Here is an 18,715-nt window from a genome sequence, read left to right on the forward strand (position 1 = left end):
AATGTCCTTACGTGTGCGGTCGCTTCCAGACCACAGAACTTACAGGTGAGCACTGACAACCGGCCCGGCGAACGGCCGTACCCGGCCCTACCAGCTCGTCTTCCGGGAGAGCTGCCACATCATCATGATCGTGGACGGGTCCAGGGCCCGCTCCGCGCCCGAGATGTCGCGGCTCGCCGCCACGTACGGCCGGCCCTGCCACAGCGGCAGCAGCCGCACGTCGTCGACGAGGATCTGCTGGGCCTCCTCGAACTGCTTCACCACGTTCCCGCGGTCGCTCTCCCGGCGGGAGCTGGGCAGCAGCTCGTTTATGATCTTGTCCGCCTCGTAGGGTGTGCCGAGCGCGTTCTGCTTGCCGACGAACGGGGCGATGAAGTTGTCCGCGTCCGGGAAGTCGGGGGCCCAGCCGCGCCCGAACACCGGGTACTCACCGTTCTGGTAGCCCTCGACGTACGTCTTCCAGGGGCGGCTCTTGAGCGTGATGTCGAACAGCTTCGACGCCTCCAGCTGCCGCTCGAGCTCCTTGAACTCCAGGGCGGTCTCGGATCCGTAGCGGTCCGTGGTGTACCAGAGGGTGAGCGGGACCGGTTCGGTGATGCCCGCCTCGGTGAGGATCCGCCGGGCCTTGGACACGCTGGGCTCGCCGTAGTCGTCGAAGAAGCCGGTGGTGTGCCCGGTCAGGCCCTTGGGGACCATGGAGTACAGCGGGTCGACGGTGTCCTTGTAGACCTTGTGCGCGATCGCCGCGCGGTCGACGATCTGGGCGACGGCCTGGCGCACCGCCTTCTTGCCGGCCCACGGGTCCTCCGGGTTGAACACCAGGTAGTTGATGTCCGTCCCGGTGCCGTCGATCAGCTGGAGCTCCTCCTCCTTGGAGGTCTTGCCCTGGAGGTCGATGATGTCGTCCGCCGCCAGACCGCGGTAGGTCAGGTCGATCCGGTCGTCCCGCAGTGCCTTGACCATGGTGCCGGAGTCCTGGAAGTAGCGGATGGTCACCGCGTTGTTCTGGCGTTCGGCGAAGCCCTTGTAGCGGTCGTTGCGGGCGAGTTCGGCCTCCTCGCCCTCCTTGTACGACTGGAGGGTGTAGGGCCCCGAGCCGACGACGCCGTCGTCCTCGCGCAGGGCGTCGGCCGGGTAGGCGTCAGGGTCGACGATGGACATCGCCGGGGTGGCGAGCACGAACGGGAAGGTGGCGTCCGGCTTGTTGAGGTGGAAGACGACCTCGCGCTCGCTGGGCGCCTGCACCCGTTCGAGGCTGCCCAGCAGACCGGCCGGACCGCCGTTGACGTTGATCTCCCGGATCCGGTCGATGGAGTGCTTGACGGCCTTGGCGTCGAGGGTGCTGCCGTCGGAGAACGTCAGCCCCTCGCGCAGCTCGCAGCGGAACACCTGGTTGGAGCTGTCGGAGAACTCGCAGCTCTTGGCGGCGTCCGGCTGCGGGGCGCTCGCGCCGACCGGGTAGCTCAGCAGGGTCTGGTAGATGTTGCGGAACAGCTCCCAGGAGCTGTCCCAGGAGGCGGCAGGATCCAGTGTGCTGGGCGAGCTGGTGGTTCCCACGACGATGGGTCCCTCGTCGTCCGAGGTGTCGGACGACAGGACGCCGCATCCGGTCACCAAGGACGATATGGACGCGATGGCCGCCACCCGCCGCAGGCATCGGTTCCGGTTGAACACGCGCACGCTCCTCGATCTGCCGTCCCAAGAGTCGGCAGACCATACCGCAGTGTTCGCCCCGTTGACCCCTCTCTGTACGGCCCTTGAGATCAACTCTCCGATGACTACGTTGTCACGCACCGTCGCGGCCCCGGTACGCCGACACGGGCGCCGTTTTCGTCAACGGACGCCCGTGCCGGACCGTCGAACAGGAGCCCCGCGCGGCGCACGTGCCGCACCGCGCGGGACGTGCGGTTCAGGCGACGCCGGCGTTGAGGAAGATGCCGCCGTCGACGACCAGGGTCTGGCCGGTGACCCAGTCCGACTGGTCCGAGGTGAGGAACGCGGCGGCACCGCCGATGTCGGAGGGCACACCGAGCCGGCCCAGCGGGTAGCCGGCGGCGGCCTCCGCCTCCCGTCCCTCGTACAACGCCTGCGCGAACTTGGTCTTCACCACGGCCGGGGCGATGGCGTTGACCCGCACCCCGGGCGCGAACTCGTGCGCCAGCTGCTGGGTCAGGTTGATCAGCGCGGCCTTGCTGACGCCGTAGGCGGCGATGAACGGCGAGGGCGCGATGCCCGCGACGGAGGCGATGTTGACGATCGCGCCGCCGTTGTCCTTCTGCCAGGCGTGCCAGGTCTTCTGAGCGAAGCCGAGCGCCGAGATCACGTTGGTCTCGAACACCTTGCGCGCCACGTTCAGGTCGAGATCGGCGATCGGCCCGAACACCGGGTTGGTACCGGCGTTGTTGACCAGGTAGTCGACCCGGCCGAAGGCCTCCATCACGCGCTCCACGGCGAGGGCCTGATGGGCCTCGTCGTGCGCCTTGCCCGCGACGTAGACGGCACGGTCGGTGCCGAGCTTCTCGACGGCCTCCTTGAGGGCGTCCTCGCCCCGGCCCGTGATGCAGACCCGGTCGCCGCGCGCGACCAGCGCCTCGGCGACGCCGTAGCCGATGCCGCGGCTGGCGCCGGTGATCAGGGCGACCTTGCCCGAGAGTTCCACAGCAGTCATGTTCCCGGTCTTCCTAGTCGAGCGGTCCGCCGGCGACGTACAGCACCTGGCCGGAGACGAAGCCGGCCGCCTCGCCGGTGAAGAAGGCGATCGCGTTGGCGATGTCCTCGGGCTCGCCGACGCGGGCGACCGGGATCTGGGTGGCGGCGGCGGCCTTGAAGTCCTCGAAGCCCATGCCGACGCGGTCGGCGGTGGCCTTGGTCATCTCGGTGGCGATGAAGCCGGGGGCGACGGCGTTGGCGGTGACGCCGAACTTGCCGAGCTCCTTGGCGAGGGTCTTGGTGAAGCCCTGGAGGCCGGCCTTGGCGGCCGAGTAGTTGACCTGGCCGCGGTTGCCGAGCGCGGAGGAGGACGACAGGTTGACGATCCGGCCGAACCCGGCGTCCACCATGTGCTTCTGACAGGCCTTCGACATCAGGAACGCGCCGCGCAGGTGCACGTTCATGACGGTGTCCCAGTCGGAGACGCTCATCTTGAACAGCAGGTTGTCGCGCAGCACGCCCGCGTTGTTGACAAGGATCGTGGGCGCGCCGAGCTCCTCGGCGATCCGCGCGACGGCCGCCTCGACCTGTGCCTCGTCGGAGACGTCGCAGCCGACCGCGATCGCCTTGCCGCCGGCGGCGGTGATCTTCTCGACGGTGTCCTTGCAGGCGGCCTCGTCGAGGTCGATCACGGCGACCGCTCGGCCCTCGGCGGCCAGTCGTACGGCGGTGGCGGCGCCGATGCCGCGCGCGGCGCCGGTGACGACCGCGACCCGCTGCTCAGTGGTGGACATTGCTGCTTCTCCTCGCGCTTGGGATGCGGCTCCTGCGGTCGGACCGGAATCGATGAGCGACCGCTTAGTACCTTCAGCAGACGTGACGCTAGAAGCCCTGGCACCCGGTGTCAACGGCACACCGCGCGTGTGTGATCCATTCCCCGCGCGGGGCCCTCTTCCGCCCGCCGTGACCGCCACGCGCCCGGCATCCGCGCGGAGCACCCGAACGGCCCAGCGCTGCGCGCCCTCGCGCCGGTCGGCCCCTAGCGTCGAGACGCGAGCCACCCGCGGCCGGAAAGGAGGCGCTCCATGCGCCGTCGCACCGGTGCCATGGGCACGCTGATCGCGCTCGCCGCGATCGTGCCGTTGGCCGACACCGCTCACGCCCAGGACCTGGACTGCGGCGACTTCACCTACCAGGAGGACGCGCAGGTCTTCTTCGACACGGACCGGAGCGATCCGCACCGGCTCGACGAGGACCCGGGTCCGGACGACGGGGTGGCCTGCGAGGCGCTGCCCCGGCGCGGTCTCACGTCGTCCACTTTCCGTCCGGCTCCCGCCACCTCCGCCCCGGCCTCGGCGCCGACCCGGTCGCCGTCTCCGACACCGACGACGGTCGCGCCCACTCGGTCACCGACGCCGGTGCCGACGACCGCCACGCCCACCAGGACGCCCGTCGCGCCCCCGACCCCCGCGTCCGTCGCGCCGACGCGCGGTGTGCAGGGCGGGCTGGGCGGCTCGTCGGAGTCCGGGCCGAGCGGCTGGGACCTGGGGATCGGTACGACGTTCGTGACGGGCGCCGTGGCCGCGGCGGGGTACCTGGTGAAACGTCACCGGGCCTGACGTGCCGTGGGCGGCTGCGGGTGGTTCGCGGTCGCTCGCGCCCACGCGGCGGAGCCGCATGTCGCCACAGCCCCGCGCCCCGGTCAGCGCACGAGCAACTCCAGCAACCGTTCCGCCTCCGCCGCCGGATCGGTGGTGAGCCCGGTGTGGACGGGGCCGGGCCGGACGATGGTGGACCGGGGTGCGATCAGCCAGCGGAAGCGCCGTCCCGCGTCGTCCCGCGCCGCCTGCCCTGCCGCGTCCCCGCCCGCGCAGACGCCCTCGACGGCACGCAGCGCGGCCCGTACGCCGGGCACGTCGGCCTCCGGGTCGAGGGCCAGCAGCCGCGCCTCGTCGAGATGGGTGCGGGCCGTGACGAACGACTTGGGGCGGCAGTACACGAGCACCCCGGCGTTGACGCACTCCCCGCGTTCGACGCGCGGTACGACCCGCAGCAACGCGTACTCGAAGACGTACCGGTCGCTCACTGGTCCCCCTCGAGGCCGTGGATGTCGTGGTGGACGGTGGCCGCGCGGGCGATCAGCGGCCGCGCGTAGGCCGACCGGAGTTCGTCCGGGGTGTCGAAGCCGGGCTCGCCGGTCAGCCAGAGGTCGGGGATCTCCGCGGTGACCTCGGCGAGCAGTTCCTCGGTGACCTGCGGCGCGAGCCGGGCCGCGGCGGACGCGATGTCCGGCGCGAACGACTTCAGGGCGTGGTCGGAGGCGTCGTAGGGGCGGGCGGCGGAGGCTGCCGCGCCGGGCCAGTTGTGGTGCCAGATCATGGTCGCGCCGTGGTCGATGAGCCACAGTTCGCCGCGCCGGCGGAGCATGTTGGGGTTGCGCCAGGAGCGGTCGACGTTGTTCACCAGCGCGTCGAACCAGACGATCCGTCCGGCCTCCTCCGGGCCGACCTCGAAGGCGAGCGGGTCGAAGCCGAGGGCGCCGGAGAGGAAGTCCATGCCGAGGTTGGTGCCGCCGCTGGACTTCAGCAGCCGCTGCACCTCCGGCTCGGGCTCGCCGAGCCCCAGCACGGGGTCGAGCTCGACGGTGACCAGGCGGGGCACCCTCAGTCCCAGCCGGCGGGCGAGTTCCCCGCAGACGACCTCGGCGACCAGCGTCTTGCGGCCCTGTCCGGCGCCGGCGAACTTCAGCACGTACGTGCCGAGGTCGTCGGCCTCGATCAGCCCCGGCAGCGAGCCGCCCTCGCGCAGCGGCGCGATGAAACGGGTCGCGGTGACTTCCTTCAGCATCGCACCAGGCTACTGGCGTGTCGCCGCACGTCGGAGGCGACCCGTGCGGGACGGCCCGGAGTCCGACAGCGAAACGACAGCCGTGGTTTACGCCCGTCAGACCGCGGACACGCCAAGCTCTCGGCATCGTATGAACGGCATGGGCCCGCCGACCGTACCTCTCCCCAGATCACGCGACCCCGGAAGGGACACACCGGCATGACCAGCGCATCGTTCACATCCGCGTCGGGACCCGCCCGTCGAACCGTCGTGGCGGCGGCCGGAGCGGCGGGCCTCGCCGTCGCGCTGACCGCGTGCGGAGGCTCCGACGACGCGTCGGACTCCTCCGTGGACTCCGGCTCCACCGGCGCCTCGTCGGACGGCGGCGGCGACGGCACGAGCGGCGGGGGTTCGGGCGGCGGCGAGAACGCCGGCGCCGGTGCCGACCCGCTCGCCTCGACCGCCGACATCCCCGAGGGCGGCGGAAAGGTCTTCGCCGACCGTAAGGTGGTCGTCACCCAGCCGACGGCGGGCGAGTTCAAGGCGTTCTCGGCGACCTGCACCCACCAGGGGTGCGCGGTGAAGAGCATCGCCGACGGGGTCATCAACTGCCCCTGCCACAACAGCAACTTCTCCATCACCGACGGCAGTGTGCGGAGCGGCCCGGCGACCAAGCCGCTGCCCGCCGTGGAGATCACGGTGAGCGGGGACTCGATCACCCTCGCCTGAGTCGCCGGCGCCGGGCACGACACGAGAGACGAAGGGACCGTATGACCGCCACGCAGCGCCGGGGCCGGAAGATCATGATGACGCCCGGTGAGCTGGACGACTTCCTCACCGTCCAGCGCACCTGCCGGGTCGCCACGGTGTCCGCCGACGGGGCGCCGCACGTCAGCACGCTCTGGTTCGCCTGGGACGGCACCTCGCTGTGGCTGTACTCCGTGGTGCGCAGCAGGCGCTGGACGGATCTGCGGCGGGATCCACGGGTGGCGATCGTGGTCGACACGGGCGAGGAGTACGACGAGCTGCGCGGTGCGGAGCTGTCCGGGCGGGTGGAGTTCGTGGGCGAGATCCCGCGCACCGGTGAACTGCGCGCGGAACTCGACGTTCCGGAGACGCTGTTCGCCCGTAAGAACTTCGGCCTGGACGAGATGCCCCACGACGGGCGGCACGCCTGGCTGCGCCTGACCCCGGAGAAGACCGTGTCCTGGGACTTCAGGAAGCTGCCGACGCTGCCGTAGGGCTCTCGCTCGTCGCCCCGACGCTCTCCCCCGCAGCCCGCAGCGCCTGGACCGCCGCCCGGATCGACGGGCGGCGGTCGGCGTCCGCGCGCCAGACGACGAAGACGTGCCGTCGTACGCGCTGCTTGAGCGGGACGGTCGCCACCCCGTCGGGCAGCGGGTCGCGGCCCAGCAGCGGGGCGATGCAGACGCCGAGCCCCGCCGCGACCAGGCCGAGCTGGGTGTGACTCTCGGCGGCGCGGTGGCCGATGATCGGCTCGATGCCCTTGGAGCGCAGGGTGAACATCAGCCACTCGTGGCAGAACTCGCCCTCGCCCCAGGTGATCCACTCGTCCCCGGCGAAGTCGGCGAGGTCCACCTCGTCGCGGCCGGCGAACCGGTGGCCGGCCGGGAGCGCCACATCGGCCGGGTCGTCCAGCAGGGGCGCCTTGACCAGGCCGTCGGGCAGCGGCATCGGCTTGTTGTGCCAGTCGAGCACCACCGCGAGATCGAGGTCCCCGCGCACCACTCCCCGGATGCCCTGCTCCGGCTCCTGCTCGCGGGAGCGCACGCGCAGCGCGGGATGCCGCTCGCGCAGGTCCCGCAGGGCCGCCGGGAACAGTCCCCGCGCGGCGGTCGGGAAGGCCGCGACCCGCAGCTCACCGGCGACCTGTCCGCGCTGCGCCTCCAGGTCGGACTGGGCGAGCTCGACCTGGGAGAGGATGCGCGCGGCGTGCTCGGCGAGCAGCCGGCCCGCGTCCGTGAGCCGGACGCCCCGCCCGTTCTTGGCCAGCAGTTGCTGGCCGACCTCGCGCTCCAGCTTGGACATCTGCTGCGAGACGGCCGAGGTGGTGATGTGCAGTCCCTCGGCCGCGCCGCTGACCGAGCCGTGCCGGGCGAGGGCGTCGAGGGTGCGCAGGCGCTCCAGGTTCAACATGTAAGCGATGCTACGAGATACCGCGTGCGAAATCTCGATTGTGCTACGAGATGGATGTCCCTCATCGTTGCGTCCATGAGCAGCGTCACCGCGACCACCACCGCACCGGCCGGCCCCGCCCCGGAGCATCCCCGCCCCCGCCTGGACTGGCGGCTGCGTTTCGGCGCGCTCTCCCTGATCTGGGGGTTCAGCTTCCTCCTCATCAAGGTCGGCACCCAGGGCTACGCCCCCTTCCAGGTCACCTTCGGCCGGCTGGCCTTCGGTACCGCCGTCCTGGCGGTGGCGATGGCGGTACGGCGGGAGGGGCTGCCGCGCGATGCGCGCACCTGGGGTCATCTCGCGGTCGCCGGGTTCCTGCTGAACGCCCTGCCGTTCTCGCTGTTCGCCTTCGCGGAGCTGACCATCCCGTCCACGCTGGCCGGGATCTGCAACGCGACCTCGCCGCTGTGGGGCATGGCGCTGTCGCTGGTGGCGCTCTCCGAGGACCGGCCGACCCGGGTGCGGGTGGCGGGGCTCGGCCTGGGCTTCCTCGGGGTGCTGACCGTGCTGGGCGCCTGGCAGGGATTCGAGGGCCTGGACGCCCGCGGCACGACGCTGGCCCTGCTGGCCTCGCTGAGCTACCCCGTCGGCTGGATCTACGTCCGCCGTACCCTGGCGGGCAGCAGCCACTCGAACCTGTCCCTGACCGGCGGTCAGCTGCTGCTGGCCACGGCCCAGCTGGCCGTCGTCACCCCGCTGTCCACCACCCTGCCGACCGACTTCGCCGTCGGTCCGCTGCTGGCGATCGCCGCGCTGGGCACGCTGGGCACGGGGCTGGCCGTACTCATCCAGTACGGCCTGGTCGCCGAGGTCGGCCCGACGACCGGCCAGATGGTCACCTACTTCGTCCCGGTGATCGCCGCGGCGGCCGGCATCGCCCTCCTCGGCGAAACCCTGACCTGGTCGACACCGGTGGGCGCGGCGATCGTCCTGGCGGGCGCGGCCCTCACCCAGGTGAGACCCAAGCGGCCGGCGTAACCGCCCCGGCTACGGCCGATCACCCCAGCGCCCACCCCGCCCCGTCACCACATCGCCGCGTCACCGCATCACCACAGCGCCGCGCAGCTGCGGGCAGTCGTGCCTCCCCCAGTGCCTCAAGGGCCTGGGAGGTACCCCCAGGGCGGCACGGGTGGGCGATGGGGGTACCTCCCGCTCATGGGGGTACCTCCCGCTCGAGCGAAGCCGAGAGTGGGGGAGGAGCCGAGAGTGGGGGAGGCACCCCGCGAACGCCGGGCCGCGCAACACCCCGCCCAGCGCGCTCCCGGACACCGCCTCAGGCATACGTCCGCACCAGCCCCCCGGCCGGACCGATAGCCGCGGCGATCGCCTCGGACAGCGGCCCTATCTCGTCCTCCGTGAGCGTCGAGACCGTGACCCGGATCCCCGGCGCCGCGTCCATCCGGAAGCGAGCCCCGGGGGCTACCGCCCAGCCCGCGTGCAGCAGCCGGGCGACCGCACCGGTCTCGTCGGGGACCGGCACCCACACGTTCATGCCGCTGCGCCCGCGCGCCGCGACCCCGCACCCGGCCAGTGCCCCGATCAGCGCCTCCCGGCGCCGCCCGTACCGCGCGGCCACGGCCGCCGGATCCACCGCCCCCTCGCTCCACAGCCGCACCACCGCGCGCTGGACGATCCTGCTGACCCACCCCGGCCCGAGCCGCTGCCGCCCGCGCACCCGGTCGAGGGTGACCGCGTCCCCGGTGAGCACCGCGAGCCGCAGGTCGGGGCCGTAGGCCTTGGCCGCCGAGCGCACGAAGGCCCAGCTACGGGTCGTACCCGCCAAGGCGTACAGCGGCAGGTCGACGATGTGGTGCCCGTGGTCGTCCTCGATGAGCAGCGTCTCCGGATGGTCGGCGAGCACCCGGCGCAGGGCACGCGCGCGTGCGGCGCCCAGTGCGGCGCCGGTCGGGTTCTGCGCCCGGTCCGTGACGATCAGGGCCCGCGCCCCGCCCGCCAGCGCCCTCCGCACGTCATCGGGCAGCGGACCCTCGTCGTCGACCCCTACGGGAACGGTCCTCAGCCCCAGCGCCGGGACCAGGTCCAGCAGGCTCCCCCACCCCGGATCCTCCACCGCGACCGCGTCCCCGGGCCTGAGATGCGCCACGAGCACCCGCTCCATCGCGTCCAGCGCGCCCGAGGTGACGGCGACGGGCCCGTCGGGAACACCGTCGGTGTCCAGCCCGGCCCGTGCCAGCCGCGCCAGCTCGGGCTCCACGGGCGCGTGCCCGTACAGCACCGGCTCCCGGTCGCCCTCCCCGGCCGCCGCCGCGAACGCCCCGGCCAGCGCGGGCAGCAGCGCCGGGTCCGGGTTGCCCTCGGACAGGTTCCGCACGCCCGGCGGGACCTCCACCCGGATGAGTTCACGCGCGGTGGTGGCCGGTTTGGACCGCACCCGGCTCCCCCGCCGGCCCGCGGTCTCGATGACCCCGCGCTCGCGCAGGGTCCGGTACGCGGCGGCGACGGTGTTCGGGTTCACCCCGAGCCGCTCCGCCAACTCCCGCAGGGGAGGCAGCGGTTCGCCCGGACCCAGCGCCCCGTCCCCCACCGCGCGCTCGATGCTCGCGGAAATCTCCGCCGCACGCCGCCCACTGATCCGATACTCTCCTAGCACAAAGCCAATTATGCACTAGTGCAATGGAGAGTGCCATGCAGGGGACCCCGCAGCAGCGGCCCGCCGACACCTACCCGCCCACCGAGCGCACCGTCCCCACCCGCTCCCCCGAGCGTGCCGCGTACGACAAGGAGCTGGTGCACGCGATACTCGACGAGGGCTACGTCTGCCACCTCGGCTTCGTCCGGGACGGCGCGCCGGTGGTGCTGCCCACGCTGTACGGCCGGGTCGGCGAGGTCCTCTACGTGCACGGTTCGACCGGCTCGCGCCCGCTGCGCGCGGCGGGCCAGGCCGACCCCGGCCTCCCGGTCTGCCTGACCGTCACCCACGTCGACGGGCTGGTGCTGGCCCGCTCGGCCTTCCACCACTCGATCAACTACCGCTCCGTGGTGGTCCACGGCCTGGCGTACGACGTGACCGACCCCGAGGAGAAGCGGCAGGCCCTCGACGCCCTGGTCGACCACGTCGTACCGGGCCGCGCCGCCGACTCCCGGCCGGCGAACAAGAAGGAGCTGGCCGCCACGGCGGTGATCCGCCTCGACCTGGACGAGGTCTCCGCCAAGCTCCGCACCGGCGGTGTCAACGACGAGCCCGAGGACCTCGCCCTGCCCCACTGGGCCGGCGTCGTCCCGCTGCGCAAGGGCTACGACGCCCCGCTCGCCGACCCGGGCCTGGCCCCGGGCACCGAGCTGCCCGGCTACCTGACGGCCCTGTGATGCTGATCCACCCCTGGGACGCGCCCCGCGACGACGACGAATGGCAGCGGTGGCTGGCCGCGCACGACTTCGGTCAGCTCGCGGTCAACGGCCCGCCGGGCGAGCCGCCCCACGTCCAGCCCCTGCACTTCGCCTACGACGCCGAGCGCGGCGAGGCGGTCACCCACCTGGCCCGGCCCAACCCGCTCTGGCACGCCGTCGAGGCGAACCCGGAGGTCGTGCTGAGCGTGGTCGACGACTACGTCTACGTCCCCGGCCCCTGGCAGGCCGAGCCCGGCACCCCGCCCGAGCACGGCGTCCCGACGAGCCTCTACGCGTCCGTCCAACTCCGCTGCCGCGCCCATGTCGTGGACGATCCGGTACAGAAGGCCGCGCTCCTCGACCGCCAGGTCGGCCACTTCCAGCCGGAGGGCGGCTCCGCACCGGCGGCGGCGGGCGAGGCCCCGTACGGCAGGCTGCTGTCCGGGATCCGCGGGCTCCGGCTCGAAGTGACGGGCGTGCGGGCGAAGTTCAAGTACGCGGGCAAGCGGTCCGAGGCGGTACGGGAACGCATCGCGGCCGGGCTGGCAGACCGGGGCGGCGCGCGTGACGCGGAGGCACGCGCGCACGTCCTGCGCCGGCAGCCGGCCTGACCACCGGGGTCGGGGGCCCTTCCGCGCGGAAGGGCCCCGCGCCGTCACACCGGCACCACGTCCGGCTCCTCCCCGCGGGCCCGCGCGCTCCGCGCCTCGCCGACCGCGAGGCCCGCGACCGAGCCGAGCATCAGCAGGGTGCCGGCCAGGGTGGCCGTCGTGAGCCGCTCACCGAGCAGGGCGACCGCGAGCACCGCCGCGCTCACCGGCTCCAGCAGCATGATCACGGACACGGTGGCCGACCGTACGACGGCCGCGCCGGCGAAGTAGAGGCCGTACGCGAGCGCCGTCGGCACGGAGGCGACGTACACCAGCAGGCACAGCAGCGCGCCGGGGGCGTCGGTGTGCGGCACCAGTCCCTCGGCCGCGGCGAACGGCAGCAGCACCAGACTGGTGACGGCGAACGCCCTGACGGTCGTGCCGGCGGAGTCCGTACCGCCGTCGCGCCCCCACCAGCGGGTGAGCAGCGTCATCGCCGAGTATCCGGCCGCGGACAGCAGGGCGAGCAGGACGCCCCACGGGTCCACGGTCGCGTCCCCGCCGCCGAGGACGAGCACGACGAGTCCGGCGAGCGCGCCCACGACGGCGGCCAGTCCGCCGCGCCCCAGGCGCTCCCCCATGGTCAGCCACGCGCCGAGCGCGATCAGTACGGGTCCGGCGCCGAGGGTGACGACGGTGGCCACGGCGAGTCCCGTGGCGGAGACGGCCGCGAAGTAGGCGGTCTGGAAGACCGCGAGCCCGACGCCGGTGGCCCCGGCCCGCAGCGCCCGGCGGGCGAGCGGCTCGGGCGCGGCGGGCCGGGAACGGCGGGACAGCGGCCGGGCGGCGAGCAGCAGGACCAGGCCGACGGCGCAGCGCCAGAAGGACAGGGCGACGGGGCCCATGTCGCTGGTCCGGTAGACCAGCGACGCGGCGGCGCCCGCGGTGCCCCAGGCGGCACCGGCGACGATCAGATAGAGGAGGCCTCGCCCGACGGGCAGGCCGGAGACGGCGTTCGACACGTGTTCTCTCCGCGGGTGCACGCACCACGCGCGTCGGCGTGGGCGCGGAAGTTCGGGAAGGGATCCCGGATCAGTCCCGGTCGGGGCCGGGCAGGCGGGATCCGCGGACTTCGTTCGCGGGCAGCACCGTCACGCCCGGCGACCGGCCGGGCGGATGTACCGGAGGGCCCGCGTCAGGCGGCCGGAGGCGGAAGAACACGTGCGCGCGCATGCATGATCAGCACCCTAGGCGGTCGTTCCCGGCGTGGACAACTCCCTTTCGGGACCGCCGCTCGCCACGGGTTCTCCCGAGCCCTTCGCGGGGGCCGAGGACTGGGCGATGAAGGCGCCCGTCAGGACCACCGCGCCGCCCACGATCTGCGGTGCCGACAGGTGCTCGCCGAGCAGGACCCAGGCGAGGACGGTGGCGATGACCGCCTCCAGGCAGGCCACGACACCGGCGACCTGCGGGGAGAGCCGGCGCACCGACACCACCCCGGTGACGTACGCGGCCACCGTGGCGACGAGGACGATCCAGGCCAGCAGGACGAAGGCGGCGACCGGGGTGCCGTCCATCTCCGCGCTGCCGGTGAGCACGGACCACTCCATGGACCAGGGGCGGGCGACGACGGTCAGGACGGCGGCGCCGATCAGCAGTCCGTAGGCGATCACACCGAGCGGGTCGGGTGCCTCGTCGCCGTCGCTGCCCTGGTCGGACAGGACGAAGTAGCCGACCTGGCAGCAGGCCGCGCCGAGCGCCAGCAGCAGACCGAGCGCGTCGAAGCCGAGGCCCGACCACACCTCCACGACACAGGCGAGCCCGCCCACCGCCAGGACCACGCCGACCGCGGCGGCACGGGTCACCGGCCGCCGCTGCACGAACCGCACCCAGCCGAGCACGAGCGCGGGCGCCAGGTACTCGACCAGCAGGGCGACCCCGACGGGGATGCGGGAGAGGGCGGCGAAGTAGCAGGCCTGGACGCCGGCCACGGCGAACAGGCCGAACCCGGCGAGCAGTCCGGGCCTGCTGCGCAGGAGTCCCCGGTGGCGCACCGCCGGCGGCAGCATGACGAGCGCCGCGCCCGCCACCCGCAGCCACACGACGTGGAGCGGGTCGAGACCCGCCTCGATCAGCGGCTTGGCCGCCACACCGGAACCCCCGAAGGCCAGCGCGGACAGCAGCGCGAGGCCGAGCCCGACGCCCTTCCGGTGGTCGCTCGGGGTGATGACAGAGGTAGGCACCGGCACATGATGACAGGCCCCGACAGGAGCGTCACCCCTTATGGCACCTGTCTCACCGACCGGACGGCGCCTCAAGTCGGACGAACAGTTCACGAGGGTCGATCCCGGCGCGTTCGAGCACCTCGACGGCGCGCGCCCCGGGATCCACGACGAGCGCCGCGAGCAGGTCCGTGCCGCACGCCGGGCCGCGTCCGTGACGGGCGGCGCGCTCGTGGGCGTACTCCATGCAGCCCGCGGCCAGCGGCGAGAGGCCCGCGGTCCCGGCCACCACGGGGACGCTTCCGGAGTCCTCGACCGCGCCCTGCCAGCGCAGCCCGTAGCCGATGCTGCGCTGGACCAGGTAGCCGAGCAGCCGGGCGATCCGCGGGCCCTCGCCGAAGAGGGCTCTCACGTCGGCGTCGGACTCCAGGAGCGAGTGCAGCAGATGGGCGGTGTCGATCTGCCGGTCCCCGTCCCGGACCGCTCTGCGCCGGGCACCGGACACCACCGCTGCCAGCTCGGCGCCGAGCCTGACATCGTTCTCCGCGCGGTGGATGCCCTGCTCCTGGAGCTCCTGGGCCTGCTGCCGGGGGATACGGGGTTGCACGTCCCCCACCCCATCAGCCGCACGGGCCCGGGGCATCCCCGGCGGGAAGCATCTTGGCGTCCGACGGGAAGTGGACGTCCCGGTCCGGGATCTCCTCCTTGCGAAGGACATCAGGGCGTTTCCGCCCGAGGGGCGCGCGCCGGTTTGCGTCACGCCCCTCGGCGGCCCTCACCGGCCTCGTCAGTCCTCGTCGGCGAGGATCAGGTACAGCTTCTTGCGGGCCTCGTTGATGACGGCGAGGGCCTTCTCCCGCTGCTCCTTGCTGCCCGTCTTCCAGACCTGCCCGAAGGCCTCCATCAGGCCGAAGCCGGCCTGCCGGATCTCGCTCAGCGCCTCCCAGTCGACCCCGCGCGAGGCCTCCTCCCAGGGAGCCTCGGGGCCCTCCTCGGCCGCCGAGCGGCCGGCGTCGGTCAGCGAGAACAGCTTCTTGCCGCCCTCGGACTCGCTGGCGATCAGCCCCTCGTCCTCCAGCAGCTGGAGGGTGGGGTACACCGAGCCGGGGCTGGGCTTCCACGCCCCGCCGCTGCGCTCGGCGATCTCCTGGATCATCTCGTAGCCGTGCATCGGACGGTCCTTCAGCAGGGCCAGGATCGAGGCCCGTACGTCACCGCGCCGCGCCCTTCCCCTCGGTCCGCCGCGCCCTCGTCCGCCCCAGGGGCCGCCGTGCCCGAAACCCGGGCCGAAGGGACCGCCGGGACCACCCGGGCCCCCCGGGCCGAAGGGCCCGAAGGCCGCCCGCAGCCGCTCGAAGTCGCCCCGGCCGCCACGCGGGCCGCCGTGACCGTGTCCATGCTCGTGACCATGGGTGCGCATCGCAACCACTCCATTCTGTCGTTGATCTGTCGCGATGCTTCAACGATATATCGGAACTGTTCATCCGGCAACCCCCTTCCGACCGGGCGACAGCCGCGGCGAACGGGCCGGCACTCCCGAATTGGCCTTGGCCCGCGGCTTCGTGGAACCCCTACCGTCAGGACATGCGGATTCGAATCGTCGACGCCTTCACCGACCGGCCCTTCGCCGGCAACCCCGCCGGGGTACTGCTGCTGGACGCCTTCCCGGACGACCCCTGGCTGCAGAACGTCGCCCTGGAGGTCAACCACGCCGAGACGGCCTTCGCCCACCCGCTCCCCGCGGGCGGCGAGGCCGACTGGGCGCTGCGCTGGTTCACCCCCGCCACCGAGGTCGCGATGTGCGGCCACGCGACGCTGGCCACCGCGCACGTCCTGCACACCACCGGCGCGCACCGGGGGCCGGTGCGGTTCGCCACCCGCAGCGGCGTCCTCGTCGCCACGCCCGGCGAGGACGGCGCCGTCACCCTGGACTTCCCCACCGCCCCGCTCACCGCGGTCGACGTTCCCGAAGGCGTCGCCGAGGCGCTGGGCACCCGGCCGCTCACGGCGTTCGACACCGGCCCGAACATCGGGGACCTGCTCGTCGAGGTCGCCGACGAGCGGACCGTCCACGCCCTGCGGCCCGATCTCAAGGCCCTGACCGCCCACTCCGAGCGCGGCGTCATCGCCACCGCCCGCGCCGAGAACTCCGCCCTCGGCTACGACTTCGTCTCCCGCTGCTTCTTCCCGAACGTCGGCATCGACGAGGACCCGGTCACCGGCAGCGCGCACACCGCTCTGGCCCCGTACTGGTCCGAGCGCCTCGGCCGCTCCGTCCTCACCGGCCTCCAGGCCTCACCGCGCTCCGGCCGCGTCCGCACCGAGGTGCGCGGCGGGCGCACCCTGCTGGGCGGACGGGCCGTGACGGTCATCGAGGGCGACCTGCTGGTCTGAACCCGGTACGGCGGAGGGGCGTACGGCCGTGCCGTACGCCCCTCCGCCGCCTCACGCCGTCGGCAGCCAGTCCACCTTGCCGGCCAGCAGCGCGTACCCCACGAACGCCCCGATGTCGAGCAGCGTGTGCGCGACCACCAGCGGCCCGACGCGCCCCCAGCGCCGGTAGAGGTACACGAACACCACGCCCATCACCATGTTCCCGATGAAGCCGCCGATGCCCTGGTAGAGGTGGTACGAGCCGCGCAGCACCGAACTGGCCGCCAGCGAGGCGCCGGGGCTCCAGCCCAACTGATCGAGCCGGCGCAGCAGATAGCCGACGACGATGACCTCTTCGAGGATCGAGTTCTGCATCGCGGACAGGATCAGCACGGGGTACTTCCACCACACCTCGGGCAGCGCCTCCGGCACCACGGTGAGGTTGAAGCCGAGGCCGCGCGCGGCCAGGTAGAAGGCGATGCCGCTGCTGCCGATGACCGCCGCGACCGCCGCTCCGCGGCCGAGGTCGGACCAGGGCCGGGTGCGGTCGAAGCCGAGGGTGCGCAGCCCCGCGCCCTCGCGCAGCAGGAAGTGCGCGACCAGCGCGACGGGGACGAGCGCCGTGGTGATCCCGAAGAGCTGCCAGGCGAGGTCCAGCCAGGGGCGGCCCGGCGCGGCCGACGCGTTGAGGGTGGCCGCCTGGTCCTTCAGGCCGCCCGGTTCGGTGACCGAGCCGACGAAGCTGATCAGGGCCGACACTCCGCTCGCGCCGAGCGACAGCGCGAGCACGAGAAGCGTCTCGTTGCGGAGCGTCGTCCGCGAGGGCCTCCGCTCAGGGTACGAATCGGCCGCCGGGCCCGCCTCCGCCTGCACACCTGCCTCCACATCACCGATCGGTCCGATCAGTATGAGGGCAGCGGCTGTGCGCCCGGCCGGGGGGCGGTGACGGCGTCAGCCCGTGGGCACCGGTTCCGGCAGTCCCACCGGCCAGCTGTGCACCGGATCGCCCTGCTTCATCAGCTCGCGGTAGCGGCGGGTGGTGGCGGCCAGGGCGGCCTCCCGGCCGAGGCCCAGGTCGAGGGCCCGGTGGAAGGTCGCGGCCTGCCAGGTCGCGCCGTTCACCCTTCGCCGGCACCGCTCCTCGATCACCCCGAGGTACAGGTCCCGGTCCGCGGGCTCGATCCCCCACGCGTCCAGCCCGGCCTCGGCGAGCGGCAGCAGTTCGTCCCGTACGAGGGTGACCGCGTCCACCTCGCCCAGCCCGCCGAGACGGCCGCGCCGGGGCCAGGTGAGGCGGGCGTCGATGCCGTGCTTGCAGGCGGCGTCGAAGTTGGCGGCCGCCGCCTCGAACGGCAGCCGGGTCCACACCGGCCGGCTGTCCTCGGCGAGGGCGCGGACCACGCCGTAGTAGAAGGCCGCGTTGGCGATGACGTCGGTGATCGTGGGGCCGGCGGGCAGCACGCGGTTCTCCACGCGCAGGTGGGGAACGCCGTCGGCGACGCCGTAGACGGGGCGGTTCCAGCGGTAGACGGTGCCGTTGTGCAGGACGAGTTCGGCGAGGCTGGGGACGCCGCCCCGGTCCAGCACCTCCAGCGGGTCCTCGTCGTCGCAGAGGGGCAGCAGGGCCGGGTAGTAGCGCAGGTTCTCCTCGAACAGGTCGAACGCCGAGGTCACCCAGCGCTCCCCGAACCAGGTGCGCGGCCGCACGCCCTGGGCCTGGAGCTCGGGCGGGCGGGTGTCCGTGGACTGCTGGAACAGCGGGGGCCGGGACTCGCGCCACAGTTCGCGGCCGAACAGGAACGGCGAGTTGGCGCCGACGGCGATCTGGGCGGCGGCGACGGCCTGGGCCGCGTTCCACACACCGGCGAAGCGCTCCGGGGTGACCTGGAGGTGCAGTTGCACCGAGGTGCAGGCGGCCTCGGGGGCTATGGACTTGGAGGTGCAGCTGAGGCGCTCGACGCCGTCGATGTCGAGGGTGAACTCCTCACCGCGCGCGGCCACGATCTGTTCGTTGAGCAATGCGTAGCGGTCGACGTCGGAAAGATTCGAGGAGACCAGGTCGTCCCGGTCCAGCGTCGGCAGGATGCCGATCATCACGATCCCCGCGTCCACCTCACCGGCTTTCCGGTCGGCGTACGTGAGCGAAGTGCGCAGTTCCTCGTCGAGCCGGTCGAATACCCGCCCGCCCAATCGGTGGGGGGCGATGTTCACTTCCAGATTGAACATGGCGAGTTCCGTCTGGAAGTCCCTGCTGGCGATCCGTTCGAGGACTTGCGCATTCAACATTTTCGGCATGCCGTCGGCGCCCGCGAGATTCAATTCGATCTCCAGCCCCATGAGGTTCTTGGGGCGGTCGAACCGCTTCTCCGCCAGCAGTCGCTCCAAGCCCGTCAGACAGCTGCGGAGCTTCTCACGGTAACGCTGGCGATCGGACAGGTCGAACCGACCTGCCACGACCTTCTCCCCCATCGAAGGGTCCTTCCTCGCGCGGGCGGGCCGAAGATCGGCCGC

Annotated in this window: 20 protein-coding genes; 7 read left to right on the forward strand and 13 right to left on the reverse strand. The window is 72.8% G+C overall.

Annotation, left to right across the window (positions count from 1 at the left end; translation table 11 throughout):
- Positions 1-87: 87 nt before the first annotated feature.
- The 3 genes from ACZ62B_RS34035 to fabG all read right to left on the reverse strand — a co-directional run bounded on the left by ACZ62B_RS34035 (position 88) and on the right by fabG (position 3,443).
- Positions 88-1,674, reverse strand: a complete 1,587-nt coding sequence (locus tag ACZ62B_RS34035; protein WP_344561720.1) for an ABC transporter substrate-binding protein — start codon at positions 1,672-1,674, stop codon at positions 88-90.
- A 235-nt stretch (positions 1,675-1,909) separates the two neighbouring features.
- Positions 1,910-2,668, reverse strand: a complete 759-nt coding sequence (locus tag ACZ62B_RS34040) for an SDR family oxidoreductase (protein ID WP_344561718.1) — start codon at positions 2,666-2,668, stop codon at positions 1,910-1,912.
- A 13-nt stretch (positions 2,669-2,681) separates the two neighbouring features.
- Positions 2,682-3,443, reverse strand: a complete 762-nt coding sequence (gene fabG / locus ACZ62B_RS34045; RefSeq protein WP_030865253.1) for a 3-oxoacyl-ACP reductase FabG — start codon at positions 3,441-3,443, stop codon at positions 2,682-2,684.
- 291 nt (positions 3,444-3,734) lie between these two features.
- Between fabG and ACZ62B_RS34050 the strand changes: the two genes are divergently transcribed.
- On the forward strand, positions 3,735-4,268 hold the full coding sequence (locus ACZ62B_RS34050; protein ID WP_469693278.1) for an excalibur calcium-binding protein: 534 nt from the start codon (positions 3,735-3,737) through the stop codon (positions 4,266-4,268).
- 83 nt (positions 4,269-4,351) lie between these two features.
- On the opposite strand, the gene ACZ62B_RS34055 is transcribed toward ACZ62B_RS34050, so the two are convergent.
- On the reverse strand, positions 4,352-4,735 hold the full coding sequence (locus ACZ62B_RS34055) for a DUF3037 domain-containing protein (RefSeq protein ID WP_468883344.1): 384 nt from the start codon (positions 4,733-4,735) through the stop codon (positions 4,352-4,354).
- Complete coding sequence (locus ACZ62B_RS34060) at positions 4,732-5,496, reverse strand: HipA family kinase (RefSeq protein ID WP_344561711.1); 765 nt, start codon at positions 5,494-5,496, stop codon at positions 4,732-4,734. Before ACZ62B_RS34060 ends, ACZ62B_RS34055 begins: the two co-directional genes overlap by 4 nt.
- 198 nt (positions 5,497-5,694) lie before the next feature.
- Here ACZ62B_RS34060 and ACZ62B_RS34065 point away from each other — a divergent pair, with 198 nt between their 5' ends.
- Together ACZ62B_RS34065 and ACZ62B_RS34070 are read left to right on the forward strand one after the other, a co-directional pair.
- On the forward strand, positions 5,695-6,204 hold the full coding sequence (locus ACZ62B_RS34065) for a Rieske (2Fe-2S) protein (protein WP_344561709.1): 510 nt from the start codon (positions 5,695-5,697) through the stop codon (positions 6,202-6,204).
- Positions 6,205-6,245: 41 nt separating this feature from the next.
- Positions 6,246-6,716 (forward strand): pyridoxamine 5'-phosphate oxidase family protein, encoded by a 471-nt coding sequence (locus ACZ62B_RS34070; protein ID WP_344561707.1) that lies wholly within the window; start codon positions 6,246-6,248, stop codon positions 6,714-6,716.
- Here ACZ62B_RS34070 and ACZ62B_RS34075 read toward each other — a convergent pair.
- The gene (locus tag ACZ62B_RS34075; protein WP_344561705.1) at positions 6,691-7,632 is read right to left on the reverse strand and encodes a LysR family transcriptional regulator; all 942 of its coding nucleotides are present in this window, start codon (positions 7,630-7,632) and stop codon (positions 6,691-6,693) included. The two genes, ACZ62B_RS34070 and ACZ62B_RS34075, sit on opposite strands and share 26 nt — an antisense overlap.
- A 75-nt stretch (positions 7,633-7,707) precedes the next feature.
- Here ACZ62B_RS34075 and ACZ62B_RS34080 point away from each other — a divergent pair, with 75 nt between their 5' ends.
- Positions 7,708-8,649 (forward strand): DMT family transporter, encoded by a 942-nt coding sequence (locus ACZ62B_RS34080; protein ID WP_469693281.1) that lies wholly within the window; start codon positions 7,708-7,710, stop codon positions 8,647-8,649.
- 295 nt (positions 8,650-8,944) lie between these two features.
- On the opposite strand, the gene ACZ62B_RS34085 is transcribed toward ACZ62B_RS34080, so the two are convergent.
- Positions 8,945-10,282 carry an aminotransferase class I/II-fold pyridoxal phosphate-dependent enzyme gene (locus ACZ62B_RS34085; protein WP_469693283.1) on the reverse strand — a complete coding sequence of 446 codons (1,338 nt, stop codon included), beginning with the start codon at positions 10,280-10,282 and terminating at the stop codon, positions 8,945-8,947.
- A 35-nt stretch (positions 10,283-10,317) separates the two neighbouring features.
- Here ACZ62B_RS34085 and ACZ62B_RS34090 point away from each other — a divergent pair, with 35 nt between their 5' ends.
- Both ACZ62B_RS34090 and ACZ62B_RS34095 read left to right on the forward strand, forming a co-directional pair.
- Positions 10,318-10,998: a pyridoxamine 5'-phosphate oxidase family protein gene (locus ACZ62B_RS34090; protein ID WP_344561699.1), complete on the forward strand. Its 681-nt coding sequence runs from the start codon at positions 10,318-10,320 to the stop codon at positions 10,996-10,998.
- On the forward strand, positions 10,998-11,630 hold the full coding sequence (locus ACZ62B_RS34095) for an FMN-binding negative transcriptional regulator (protein ID WP_344561697.1): 633 nt from the start codon (positions 10,998-11,000) through the stop codon (positions 11,628-11,630). The genes ACZ62B_RS34090 and ACZ62B_RS34095 overlap by 1 nt, the downstream gene beginning before the upstream one ends.
- 44 nt (positions 11,631-11,674) lie before the next feature.
- Here the strand turns inward: ACZ62B_RS34095 and ACZ62B_RS34100 are convergent, their stop codons facing one another.
- The 4 genes from ACZ62B_RS34100 to ACZ62B_RS34115 form a co-directional block, all read right to left on the reverse strand.
- Positions 11,675-12,631 (reverse strand): DMT family transporter, encoded by a 957-nt coding sequence (locus tag ACZ62B_RS34100; RefSeq protein ID WP_468725327.1) that lies wholly within the window; start codon positions 12,629-12,631, stop codon positions 11,675-11,677.
- A 225-nt stretch (positions 12,632-12,856) separates the two neighbouring features.
- Positions 12,857-13,858, reverse strand: a complete 1,002-nt coding sequence (locus ACZ62B_RS34105) for an EamA family transporter (RefSeq protein WP_469693285.1) — start codon at positions 13,856-13,858, stop codon at positions 12,857-12,859.
- A gap of 46 nt (positions 13,859-13,904) precedes the next feature.
- Entirely contained in the window at positions 13,905-14,438 is a 534-nt protein-coding gene (locus ACZ62B_RS34110; RefSeq protein WP_344561688.1) for a Clp protease N-terminal domain-containing protein, read from the reverse strand.
- Positions 14,439-14,618: 180 nt separating this feature from the next.
- Positions 14,619-15,251 carry a PadR family transcriptional regulator gene (locus ACZ62B_RS34115; RefSeq protein WP_073934582.1) on the reverse strand — a complete coding sequence of 211 codons (633 nt, stop codon included), beginning with the start codon at positions 15,249-15,251 and terminating at the stop codon, positions 14,619-14,621.
- Between the two features lie 164 nt (positions 15,252-15,415).
- Between ACZ62B_RS34115 and ACZ62B_RS34120 the strand changes: the two genes are divergently transcribed.
- On the forward strand, positions 15,416-16,225 hold the full coding sequence (locus ACZ62B_RS34120) for a PhzF family phenazine biosynthesis protein (RefSeq protein WP_469693287.1): 810 nt from the start codon (positions 15,416-15,418) through the stop codon (positions 16,223-16,225).
- 51 nt (positions 16,226-16,276) lie between these two features.
- Here ACZ62B_RS34120 and ACZ62B_RS34125 read toward each other — a convergent pair whose 3' ends face one another.
- Both ACZ62B_RS34125 and ACZ62B_RS34130 read right to left on the reverse strand, forming a co-directional pair.
- A complete protein-coding gene (locus ACZ62B_RS34125; protein ID WP_344561683.1) occupies positions 16,277-17,077 on the reverse strand; it encodes a CPBP family intramembrane glutamic endopeptidase in 801 nt (266 codons plus the stop codon).
- Positions 17,078-17,155: 78 nt separating this feature from the next.
- A complete protein-coding gene (locus tag ACZ62B_RS34130) occupies positions 17,156-18,673 on the reverse strand; it encodes a glutamate-cysteine ligase family protein (RefSeq protein ID WP_469693289.1) in 1,518 nt (505 codons plus the stop codon).
- Positions 18,674-18,715 lie beyond the last annotated feature (42 nt).

Source organism: Streptomyces sp. NPDC053426 (genome assembly GCF_055585405.1).